The 11,482-nt window shown below is 36.7% G+C and carries 13 protein-coding genes; 4 read left to right on the top strand and 9 right to left on the bottom strand.

The window, feature by feature from the left end:
* Positions 1-8: 8 nt before the first annotated feature.
* From ACKWCD_RS12440 to ACKWCD_RS12415, 6 genes are all read right to left on the bottom strand, one after another.
* Complete coding sequence (locus tag ACKWCD_RS12440) at positions 9-599, bottom strand: DinB family protein (protein ID WP_413984284.1); 591 nt, start codon at positions 597-599, stop codon at positions 9-11.
* Positions 600-650: 51 nt separating this feature from the next.
* Entirely contained in the window at positions 651-1,283 is a 633-nt protein-coding gene (locus ACKWCD_RS12435) for a Crp/Fnr family transcriptional regulator (protein ID WP_413984283.1), read from the bottom strand.
* 85 nt (positions 1,284-1,368) lie between these two features.
* On the bottom strand, positions 1,369-2,145 hold the full coding sequence (locus ACKWCD_RS12430) for an aldose epimerase family protein (protein ID WP_413984282.1): 777 nt from the start codon (positions 2,143-2,145) through the stop codon (positions 1,369-1,371).
* 9 nt (positions 2,146-2,154) lie between these two features.
* The gene (locus tag ACKWCD_RS12425) at positions 2,155-3,549 is read right to left on the bottom strand and encodes a CotH kinase family protein (RefSeq protein ID WP_413984281.1); all 1,395 of its coding nucleotides are present in this window, start codon (positions 3,547-3,549) and stop codon (positions 2,155-2,157) included.
* Positions 3,550-3,604: 55 nt separating this feature from the next.
* The gene (locus ACKWCD_RS12420) at positions 3,605-4,966 is read right to left on the bottom strand and encodes a pyridoxal-phosphate dependent enzyme (protein ID WP_413984280.1); all 1,362 of its coding nucleotides are present in this window, start codon (positions 4,964-4,966) and stop codon (positions 3,605-3,607) included.
* A gap of 55 nt (positions 4,967-5,021) precedes the next feature.
* Positions 5,022-6,260: an ABC transporter permease gene (locus ACKWCD_RS12415; RefSeq protein ID WP_413984279.1), complete on the bottom strand. Its 1,239-nt coding sequence runs from the start codon at positions 6,258-6,260 to the stop codon at positions 5,022-5,024.
* A gap of 3 nt (positions 6,261-6,263) precedes the next feature.
* Between ACKWCD_RS12415 and ACKWCD_RS12410 the strand changes: the two genes are divergently transcribed.
* Positions 6,264-7,502 (top strand): exo-beta-N-acetylmuramidase NamZ family protein, encoded by a 1,239-nt coding sequence (locus tag ACKWCD_RS12410; RefSeq protein ID WP_413984278.1) that lies wholly within the window; start codon positions 6,264-6,266, stop codon positions 7,500-7,502.
* Here ACKWCD_RS12410 and ACKWCD_RS12405 read toward each other — a convergent pair.
* Genes ACKWCD_RS12405 through ACKWCD_RS12395 form a run of 3 tightly spaced genes read right to left on the bottom strand, consistent with a single transcriptional unit; the run spans position 7,499 to position 9,415 of the window.
* Positions 7,499-8,341 (bottom strand): sterol desaturase family protein, encoded by an 843-nt coding sequence (locus ACKWCD_RS12405; protein WP_413984277.1) that lies wholly within the window; start codon positions 8,339-8,341, stop codon positions 7,499-7,501. The two genes, ACKWCD_RS12410 and ACKWCD_RS12405, sit on opposite strands and share 4 nt — an antisense overlap.
* A 54-nt stretch (positions 8,342-8,395) precedes the next feature.
* Positions 8,396-8,893 (bottom strand): YkgJ family cysteine cluster protein, encoded by a 498-nt coding sequence (locus ACKWCD_RS12400; protein ID WP_413984276.1) that lies wholly within the window; start codon positions 8,891-8,893, stop codon positions 8,396-8,398.
* 3 nt (positions 8,894-8,896) lie between these two features.
* Positions 8,897-9,415: a DUF2059 domain-containing protein gene (locus ACKWCD_RS12395; protein ID WP_413984275.1), complete on the bottom strand. Its 519-nt coding sequence runs from the start codon at positions 9,413-9,415 to the stop codon at positions 8,897-8,899.
* 57 nt (positions 9,416-9,472) lie between these two features.
* On the opposite strand from ACKWCD_RS12395, the gene ACKWCD_RS12390 reads away from it, so the two are divergent.
* From ACKWCD_RS12390 to ACKWCD_RS12380, 3 genes are read left to right on the top strand one after another with little or no spacing between them, the layout of a single operon-like run.
* Positions 9,473-10,180 carry a class I SAM-dependent methyltransferase gene (locus ACKWCD_RS12390; RefSeq protein WP_413984274.1) on the top strand — a complete coding sequence of 236 codons (708 nt, stop codon included), beginning with the start codon at positions 9,473-9,475 and terminating at the stop codon, positions 10,178-10,180.
* Positions 10,181-10,224: 44 nt separating this feature from the next.
* Positions 10,225-11,097, top strand: coding sequence for a hypothetical protein (locus tag ACKWCD_RS12385; RefSeq protein WP_413984273.1), 873 nt, complete (start codon positions 10,225-10,227; stop codon positions 11,095-11,097).
* Complete coding sequence (locus tag ACKWCD_RS12380; RefSeq protein ID WP_413984272.1) at positions 11,084-11,476, top strand: DUF7079 family protein; 393 nt, start codon at positions 11,084-11,086, stop codon at positions 11,474-11,476. Before ACKWCD_RS12385 ends, ACKWCD_RS12380 begins: the two co-directional genes overlap by 14 nt.
* Positions 11,477-11,482 lie beyond the last annotated feature (6 nt).

Genomic DNA, 11,482 nt, shown 5'->3' with positions numbered 1-11,482 from the left:
TCTTAAACTTACTCATTCAATTTCCCTAAGAAAACATTCACTCTGGGGTTTATAGGGTTACCCGCCGAACGCCGCATTACAACAATTTGACCCGCATGCCATATGGCATCTTCAATAGGCCCGTTAATGCCATTCCAAAAGGGGTACTGCGCCGTACCATTTTTAGTTTCAAAGATGATATGATGCTCATTCAAATCCGTAGACGACGCAAAAAGTGTACTCGCCTCTTTTAAATTTTCAAGTGTTTTCTGTCTTCGTTCAAGTCCTTCTAACTTTACAGGTTGCGTGGTTCTGTCATTGGGCATTTTCTTTGCCGCATTTAAAATTACTGCAGAAAGTCCATAAATATGATCCAGTGTTTGGTCAATCGTACGCCCTTCATTACCAGGTTCGTATTTCAAATTGTCTTCGGTAATTCCATGCGTAGCCCAATAGTAACGGAAGCCGAGTCCGTCAATCATTCGTGCCACAACTGTACCTGAAGTATAGTTTTCAAAAGCTTCGGGTATACTTGCATAGGGCAAAGAATCGTTTGTCATTTCCTGTGCATTACAAGTGAGGCTCACTAAAATTAGGATACTGCTAAAAAGAACTTTCATTATTTGTCAATTGAGTTTAAGTAGATAAAATTACAAAGAAAGGTTTTGGGTTTAAAGTTTTAAAACTTTAATATGATTGCGATGCATTTCTATTTTACCTTCTTTCTCTAATTTTTTAAGCAATCGAGAGATAACAACTCGAGAGGTATGCAAATCATAAGCGATTTCTTGATGTGTCGTATGAATAGTATCATCGTGCGTCACTTTTGCCTTGTCTTGTAGGTGTTTTAAAACACGTTCATCCATCCGAAGAAAAGCTAAGGTATCAACGGTCTCCAAAAGTTCCATCATGCGCGTATGATAGCTATCTACTATAAATTGCTGCCATGAGGGATATTTGGCCATCCAGACTTCCATCTTTTGAGCGGGAATCATCAATAATTCTGTATCGCTTTCGGTGACCGCCCGTATTTCACTTTTGGTTTTTCCCATCCCACAGGAGAAAGTCATCGCGCAGGTATCCCCCTTTTCCAAAAAATAAAGAAGTAATTCATCGCCCTCATCATCTTCTCTTAAAATTTTAATAGCACCTTCGAGTAAGAGGGGCATATGGGTAATGGGTTCACCAATATCCATTAAGGTTTGACCCTGAGGAATATTTTTATAAATACCAGCAACATCAATTTCAGCTAAAAGCGCCTTCTCAAAAAGAAAACCGTACTGTTCTTGTAATTTAGGTCTCACTACTATTAATTTTAATTTCAATTCCGCATTTGTACTGAACCTGTCCGCCGACAGGCGGGATAATTTCAGTAAAGGTGGAAATCTTCTAGTCGTTTAAAGAGATATAAACTTTAAAGGTTTTCGCAGTATCATGCAGATACTGAAATCCCTCATGCAGGCTTTTTTGCTCTACTTCGTAGGGATAAAAAGTTATCGGTTCGATACATATCATATTCGGGACCTCCGTCCACAACATAAAATTACCAAAACCTTCGGTACGAATCCGAAGTTCGTTTTTATCCTTTAATATCACTTCTTCATAGCCAATCACCTTAAAAGCTCTACTACCAACGGCCATAATCTGAGAAAGTGAAATACTATGTTCTTCCGCTATAATAATTGGATTTTTGGTAACTAAATTAAATGCCGGATGATAGCCCAGCATAAAAGGTGTATCTCTTTGCCCAGAAACGGTAAAGGAAATTTCGAGTCCGTCTTCTTTGAGTTTGAACTTTTTTTCAAACTCAAAGTCATAGGTCCAATACAAAAACTGTTTGTTTGACTTCTCAGGATACTTTGAATTGGCTATTGGAGTTCTTGCCTTATAACTTTTTCGAAATACAGCTTCAGTTTCGGATTGAGAAACTAATTCGTAATCCATTTCTCTCAGTAAACCGTGCTGATCTTGAACAGCTATACCCTTAGGTGTCTCCACTTGAAAATCTACTTCATCGGTTGGACCAATAATCGGAAACATCTCTGTATCTGAATTTCGCCACCCAGGATTCCCTTTTTGGTGAATGTACTCATGATCATTTACTTGATAACCGACAAGTTCGCCGGCATCAACTCTTAATATTTGAGAGCCAAATTTTAAAATCATCAAACAAAATTAAAGTGCTCCAATTGAATTGTCTAACCAGAGGGTTCTATCTTTAATCCATTGAATAAGATAAGCCGTTTCTTCATTATAGGTACTACCCACAAATTTATTGGGCCAAACATAGGTACCCAAAACTGGCCATTTGGTAAAATTTGAACTTATGGCAGCTCCATCATTTAAGGTTTTGACATAATCGTCTACTTTGGCCAAAATAGTGGCATCTGAAAGTGTGCTTCCTCGTAAGGCATTCCACCGTTCTTTCAAACGTGCTACAAAAGCTGGGTCTTCTAACAAGCGATCCCACCAAAAAGGAACCGCCCAAAAATCATCGGGGCACCTTTCATTATATTTGTATGCCCATACATTGGCTTCACCACCACTACAATAATCTGCATTTCCGAAAGCAAGATTGAAATCCCAAATGGGGCCCATTTTAAGCTTTTCGTTTTTATCTTTATGCATCCAGGTACTAATGCGAAAGGCATCTACATTGTTAGAAAGTTCATTCAATATGAAAAAATCTACAAAGCTATCGACATCAACAAATGATGCGTAACCCGTATCGGGGTCGGTAAAAGTTTCAGAGGCTAAAGCGTCTTCAAAATCTGTAATGTAGCTAGAGATATACGTCTTTTGTGCTTCGGTAATATCATCGTATTTCGGGTAATCGTATAAAAAACGAATAGGGCTTCCCGTTTCGTCAATAGATGAACCATATCTAGAATTAAACGAATTTTGATCCGTATATCCGTCTCTATCACTCTTATCAATTTTAATGATATATCCTCCGGTAAGATCTTCACCTTCATTTTCATCCTCCTTTAACTTATTGATATCTATACGCCCACTATCACGTTTGAGCTTTTCCATGAAAACATAAAGACCATTGTATTGCCCATTGATTTCTAATTCAACAAACTTGGTTCGGCTAGCGTAAAGGCCCATATCTCTTGCAAGGTCATAAATCAAAACGTTTCGAATTAATGACTTATCACTATAGGGAGCATATAAAATCCAATCTTCTTCTTCCGGCATTTCTAATAAAGAGGTATCTATATCATTTCCTTCAGCATCCCAAGTTTCAAATCCGTATGACTTTTTTGGAAATTGCTGTGAGGAAGATCCTCTGATTTCAATGCCCATATTTCCAGAATATAGCGTTTGTTCGTTCTCAATAATCGTAAAATCTGCAGGGATTTTCGGTTCATCGACAATTAAACCACCATTCGTATTTACTAAAAAACGTGGAAGGGGGACTTCAGCAACTGCATCAGGCTCATCACTGTTAGGTTGGTCAGATGGTGCATTGTCATCGCTACTACATGAGGCAACAATTAATAAAGATAATAACAGAAGAAAGTATCTAGCGAATGACACTAGTTGTGGGATTCTTTTTTTTAACATTAGGCATTTTTTTTCTAAGATATGAAACTAATTATAACTACTTTTTTTTAGAATTTTAATGCAGCCCACTAATAATATCATATTTAGTAATAATATGATGTCTACCATCACCTAAATCTAGTAAAACAGCTTGAACGTCTTTATTGATTAATTTCGCTACGTGATCAATTGACGTATTTCTATCTACAATGGGAAAAGGGTCTTGCATAACCTCCTTTACTGGTTTTGAAGTTACGTCGGCATCTTCTATAATTGCTCGAAAGAGAATAGCTTCATCAACTGAACCAACAAAACCATCAATATCTTCAACTGGAATTTGCGATATATTGTGATTCTTCATTCGCTCAACGGCATGCATCACCAACTCTTCAGTCTTAACGGTTACTAGAGGTTCATCAATATGATTCTTAATCAAATCTATCGCTTTAGTAACCTCATCATCTAAAAAGCCACGGTTGCGCATCCATTCATCATTGAACATTTTGCCAACATACCTGCTTCCATGATCATGAAAGAGTACGACAACTACATCATCTTTGGTAAAGTGATCTTTTAATTGGAGTAACCCCTTTATCGCAGCACCGGCAGAATTGCCCAAAAACATACCCTCTTCTTTAGCCAAGCGTTGTGTATAAATGGCCGCATCTTTATCAGTTACTTTCGTGAAACCATCGATAACACTAAAGTTTACATTTTTTGGAAGTATATCCTCACCTATTCCCTCGGTGATATAAGGGTATATTTCATTTTCATCAAAAATACCCGTTTCGTGATATTTTTTAAAAACCGAACCATAGGTATCAATTCCCCAAACTTTCACATCGGGATTATTCATTTTAAGGTAAGAGCCCACTCCAGAAATTGTTCCTCCTGTGCCTACACCAACTACAAAGTGTGTAACTCTTCCATCCGTTTGCTCCCAAATTTCTGGTCCCGTACTTTTAAAATGCGCTTTGCAATTTGACGGATTATCATACTGGTTTACATACCAAGAATTCGGAATCTCTTTTGCTAATCTTTTTGCTGTGGAATAATAACTTCTGGGGTCATCAGGAGCAACATCTGTAGGGCAAACATATACTTCACTACCCACAGCTTTTAAAATATCAATCTTCTCTTTGGATTGCTTATCGCTGATTACACAGATCATCTTGTACCCTTTCACCACAGCACCTAAAGCTAGACCCATTCCTGTATTGCCAGAGGTACCTTCGATAATCGTTCCGCCGGGTTTTAGGATACCTGCTTCTTCAGCATCTTCAATCATTTGTACCGCCATTCGATCTTTTACCGAATTTCCAGGGTTAAAAGTTTCGTATTTCGCAAGCACCAAACAAGGCAGTTCAGCGGTAAGCTTATTTAGTTTTACCAAAGGGGTATCGCCAATAGTTTCAAGGATATTTTCTGCATACTTCATATACTTACAAAGTTATGGATTTGAAATGGACGAATTTCAATTTGCGATGTAAGTTTTACTCAAACTTAATTGCTTTAACGGGAGTAATTTTTGTAATGATATAAGAGGGCAGCAATAGCATCAACAGACAAAGTACTAAAACACCAATATTCAAGATCAAAACTGTAAAAAAATCAATGTGCACAGGTATGAATTCAACATGATATTCTTTCGGGTTAGGAAATCTAAAGAGTTTGTACGTATTCTGCAACCAGATAATTCCAAGACCAATAAAATTTCCCCAAAGAAGCCCAATGCCAATGAGATAAGTTGCGTTATACAAAAATACTTTTCTAATACTCCAATTTGCAGAGCCCAACGCCTTCAAAATTCCAATCATTTGTGTTCGCTCTAGAATTAGGACTAACAAGGCCGTAATCATGTTAATGCCTGCAACTATAATCATGATACCAATTATTAGAGCCACATTAAAATCGAAGAGACTTATCCATTCGAAAATCGGTCCGTATTTATATTTTATATTTCTGGTATCTAAGGTAGAAAGTGTATTCCCGTATATCTCATTGGTCTTCGCATCAATAGCGTCAAAATCATCTAAAAAAACTTCAAAATTACCGACTTGATTAGTCTCCCACTTATTCATACGCTGAATATGTCGGATATCAACGAAAACCAAGACTCCATCAATTTCTTCAAAACCGCTATCGTAAATACCAGTGATATTAAATTTTCTTTGGTTAGGCAGTTTGTCAGCAGCATCTTTAAAAAAAACAGAAAAGAAGGTATCACCTGTTTTTAACTGTAGTCGATTTGCCATTATTCGAGACATCAGTACATCTCCATTTAAGTCTCCATTATATTGTGGCAACTCACCTTCAACCAAGTACTCTTCTAAAACATTCCAATTATAATCTTTACCAACACCCTTGGCAATAATGCCCTCAAAAGTAGTTTCAGTACGAATCACACCACCTTTACTAGCAACAGCCTGCACATGAGATATACCTTCAACATCGGTAAATTTTGGATAGAAATCTTGTTCTAAAGAAACAGGAACAACCGAAACATCAGAATTGTTATTGTCGAAATTGTAAATTTGGATATGCCCGTTAAAAGCAGTGACTTTTTCGCGAATCTTAACTTTTAAACCGTCACCTGTAGCAATGGCTATCAGCATCATGATAATACCTAAAGCAATCGCCGAAATCGCTATTTTTATTATTGGCGCGGAAATGCTAATTTTATCAGCACCACCACGAATTAGTCGCTTGGCGATAAAGTATTCAAAATTCAATCTATGGCGTTTTTTTCCGGATATAAAAGTACTGTTTTCATTTGGTTTTTAATCTTATCAACTTGTGGAAGCCCTCAAAAATCGGAAAAGATAAATAGCGATATAGCAGAAGTCAAAGAAAAATCGGTAGTTCTAAAACCGATTCGCACAGGTGCGAATCAAACGGAAAAATATCTCCCGATGCTAAAAAATAAGTCTGTGGGTATTGTAGCTAATCAAACTAGTGTAATTTTCAAAGGTCATCACTATACTCATCTTGTTGACTCTCTGCTTGCTCTAGATGTGAACATTATAAAAGTATTTGCTCCCGAACATGGGTTCCGAGGTCGAGCGGATGCAGGAGAAAAAGTAAAAGATGAGATCGATATTAAAACCGGGCTACCCTTAATTTCTCTTCATGGAAAAAGCAGAAAACCCTCTTCTGAACAGCTACAGGGGTTAGATGTCATTGTTTTTGACATTCAAGATGTAGGAGTTCGTTTTTATACTTATATCGCTACCCTCCAGTTGGTTATGGAAGCTTGCGCAGAAAGCAACATTCCTGTTATTGTTCTAGATCGTCCCAACCCTAACGCACATTATATTGATGGGCCTACCATGGAGGCTGAACATACTGGTTTCTTAGGAATGACAGAAATACCTTTGGTTTACGGAATGACCATTGGTGAATATGCCAAGATGATCAACGAAGAAGGCTTACTGACTAATGACTTAAAAACAAACCTCATCGTCATTCCACTTCAAAACTGGATGCATACTACCTCATACTATCTACCGATTCGGCCTTCACCTAACTTACCAAACGATCAGGCAATCAATCTGTACCCGAGTCTTGGCCTTTTTGAAGGCACAAACGCGAATGCTGGCCGTGGAACAGAATTTCAATTTCAACGTTATGGAGCTTCTTTTTTAGATAGTACGCAATACAATTTTTCCTATACCCCAAAACCAAATTTCGGATCAAAAAGTCCAAAGGAAAATGGGAAATTATGTTACGGGAAAGACTTAGGGAAAATTCCGAAAATGAATCAAGTTTCTTTGCAATGGCTTATTGATGGATATCAAAATTCTATTGATAAATCAAAATTCTTTAACACCAGTGGATTTACGAAACACGCAGGCACCGAAAAATTACAACAACAAATTGAGGCAGACATGACAGAAAAAGAAATAAAAGCTTCTTGGCAAAAAGATTTAGAAAAATTTAAAAAGGTTCGTGAAAAGTATCTTATCTATAATTAATTAGCAGCCTCTTCATAACCTGTTGGTTTGCGATACTTATGAAATGGTTGTTTCAATAAAACACCTATTTTGCTATTCTCTTCTTCATTAAAAAAGGTGTCAACTCCATAAACAATATCGTCACGATCATACTCCAGATAGGTACCACATAATCGATCCCAAATGGAAAAAATATTACCGTAGTTAGAATCAGTATACGGCAATTTATAGTGATGATGTACCTTATGCATGTCTGGTGATACAATCACATAACTTAGCGCTTTATCGAGCTTTCTCGGTAATTTAATATTCGCGTGATTGAATTGAGAAAGCACTAAGGATAAAGATTGATATAACATCACAACCCCCATAGGCGCGCCTACCAAAAAGACCCCAACAAGTGTAAACGTGTAGCGAATCATACTTTCTAGAGGATGATGACGATTGGCTGTAGTGGTATCTACATTGTGATCTGTATGGTGAACTAAATGTATCATCCAAAGAGGTTTTACCTTATGCTCGGTAAAATGAGCGAGATAAGCTCCAATAAAGTCCAATAATAATAATCCAATTATTACATAAGCCCATAAGGGCATTTCTGGCAACCAATTTATAATTCCGAAATTATTAGCTGCAGTCCAATCTGCCGTTTTCAATAAAACAAAAGCGAGTGGCAAGTTCACTAGAATAGTAGTTCCGGTTAAAATGAAATTAGGTAATGCGTGCTTCCATTTTTTGTATTTAAAACTTACTAGAGGTAAAATACCTTCGAGCAGCCAAAAAAAAGTAATTCCTCCCACTAAAATGATAGATCTATGCAATGAGGGGATCGTTTCAAAATAATTGATTATTTCTTCCATAGGATTATAAATATAAGAAATTTAGGTTTTTGGTTTAGCATTGTAAAAGTGCTATTATTTCAAGGGTATTCTTTTCTTCATTTCTTCCACAATATTAAAAGCAGCCGGACAAATCGTAACATTCTTAAGGGTTAGATGGCTGATTTGCTGAAACTTCTTTCGATTTGTATGCGGAAACTCACGACAGGCTTTGGGTCTCACTTCATAAATTGAGCAGTAATTATCTGATCCTAAAAATGAACATGGTACTTGTTGAAGCACATAATCATTGTCTTCATCAACTCGTAAATATTGAGCTATGAACTGCTGTGGCTTTTGTCGCAGATGTTTAGCAATTCGTTGTACATCAGCATTTGTAAATAGGGGTCCCGTAGTTTTGCAACAATTTGCACAATGTAAACAATCGGTTCTTTCAAACTCTTCTTCATGCAATTCTTGCATGATATAGTCTATTTTTTTTGGTGGTTTGTTGCGTAGCTTAGCAAAATACTTTTTGTTTTCTGTATGCTTTTCTTTTGCCTTTCCAGGAAGATTTCTTAATATTTCAGTCATCCGCTACTCTTTCAAAAGACTTAAAGCAGTTTCGTATAAATCTCGACTCCAACTTTCTGAAGCCGCGGAAATAGCCTTGGTTAAAACAGGTTGCTTTTCAATAATTTTTTTACCTAAGTCTGAATTATAAAATGCGTTTAGTTCTTCCTTTTGTGCAGATGTCATTTTAGACCTATCAGCAGTAAGCTGCAGTCCTGCCGGACTATTATAAAAAGTATTCATCTTCTTGATTTCTGATCGTTCAAAATTTTGCTGATAAATAGGAACAAGTTCTTTTAGAATATCAGAAATAGCCTTTTCCTTGTTGTTTTCCAGATATTCCCAACCTCGCGATGTGCGCTCTGATTTCGGGTATTGGGTACTCAACATCTTCAAAAGTTCATCGTAAGCATATTCATATTGATTTAAGGTCCCATTACTTTCTAGATAAGTAGACACTTCGAAAGAAAAATCAGTTTCTTGAGCGCTCACATCCATAGAAATAAATAGAAATAAAATGAGAGATAATTTAATTGTTTTCATGGGATATGAATTCAGGCAAAAATTGCCACTTTTGCACAAATTACAAATAATATTACCATGGATGTTTTTGGGGATGCAGTTTTCGATTATCAGCAGGGTAGGTATACAGAAGATCTGATTACCTTTTCTTCAATCGCTGAAGAAGATGTAATTCCTCTACCCTATCTTTTTAGAGATTTTAAGGCAATGCCTATTTTAGAGCAAAAGGCTTTAAACATTTGTAACGGAAAAGTTCTTGATATTGGTTCTGGCGCAGGAAGTCACAGTTTATACCTCCAAAAAAAGGGCATGGATGTAACTGCACTAGATTCATCAAAGGGAGCCCTTAAAACATGTAAACTTCGCGGAATAAAAAATTGTGTGCATGCTGATATCTTAGATTTTGAAGGAGAACAATTTGACACGCTTCTCATGCTTATGAATGGAATTGGGTTAGCTGGGGAGCTGAAAAACCTCAGTAAATTCTTCACACATTTAAAAAAACTACTTAGACCTAACGGACAAATTCTATTAGATTCTAGTGACATTATCTATCTATTTGATGAAGACGAAGATGGCGGTAGATGGCTTCCGGAAAGCGCAAAATATTATGGCGAAGTAAGCTTCACCCTGAGCTACAAAGGTTTAAAAGGCAAGCCTTTTTCATGGTTGTACCTTGATCAGAATACATTACACAGTGCCGCTCTAAGCAACGGCTTTAATTGTGAAATAGTAAGCTTGGGCGAACATTACGACTATTTAGCCAGATTAATTGCCTCTAAATAATAGATGGTGTAATTTTTGCGTTATTTTAGACAAAAGCTATGAAGATGAAGAATTTAAATATTTGGACAATACTGATTTGTTTGAGTGTTCTTATTAACTGTAGTAAAAATTCTGATGATACTGGCGAAGGGCCTATTGTTCAAGTTGATAAGACAGCTAACCTTCTTCGTACGGGTGAGTCTGCCAATGATATACTTTCAAATGATAACTTCGATAAACTTAAGATAGAGATTGCATTTGTGGCCGGTTTCAGACCCACACAATCAGCAATGGATGCGTTTATGGATTATTTAAGAACCTATACTTTCAAGGAAGATATTGAAATGGTCTTTAAAGGGCTAGATTCGGCGAACAAAGAAACACTTACTCTGCAAGAGGTTATTGATCTTGAAGAAGAGAATAGAACCGTCTACAATGATGGTAAAACTTTAGGTATCTATATCTATTTTACTGATGCAGCTGCTTCTTCAGACAATGCCCAAGAGGGCAGAGTTACTATTGGTTCTGTATATAGAAATACGTCAATGATAATTTATGAATCAACTATTAGAAGAATAGCTAACCAAAGCGATTCAACAACAAATGCGGATGTTGAAACAGCTACCATTAACCATGAATTTGGTCACTTATTTGGTTTGGTAGATTTAGGAACTCCAAAGATTAATGATCATGAGGATGTAGATTCAGCAAACCACTGTAACGTTAGTGGCTGCTTAATGCGCACAGCGCTACAATTTGGATCTTCAGGAAAATCTGCTAATCTCTCAGCGAATAACAATGAAATCAAAGCAAGTTGTTCATTAAGTGCTGAAAGTGTATTAAAAATGTTGGAAACCAATACATCTAAAGGTTTTTCGAATTCCGTTCCTCTTGATGCAGAGTGTATTCTAGATCTGCAGTCTAATGGAGGTAGGTAAACCCAAAGTGAAAACTAAGATCAATATTGAAGAACGACGACCAATTTGGATTGCCCTCTCAGACCTCTATATTGATAATGAGCTACAAGACTACGATTTCAAATATATTTCGCAAAAAATCAAGGCGAGTCCTTATTCCCTAGAACAAATAAAACAAATTGACAAAGAGGAGGTTTTTCCTGTTTTACATACAAACTTGTTAACCGTTGCTGGAATTTGGACGGGTTTTCAAGAAGAATGGTTGATTACAGAAATCATGCGAAAACTCGAAAAGAGAAATTTTCTCTCTCGCCTCATGAATGGCATCATGTATGCTTTTTTAAAATCGATGCAAAAAGACAATTGGAGAAAAATCGAAACTATGCTTAAACACGATTAAAGTTCA

This window comes from Maribacter taeanensis, from assembly GCF_047345145.1.
In the GTDB taxonomy this organism is placed as follows: Bacteria; Bacteroidota; Bacteroidia; order Flavobacteriales; family Flavobacteriaceae; genus Maribacter_C.
This window is presented reverse-complemented; position numbering and strand designations above follow the sequence as displayed.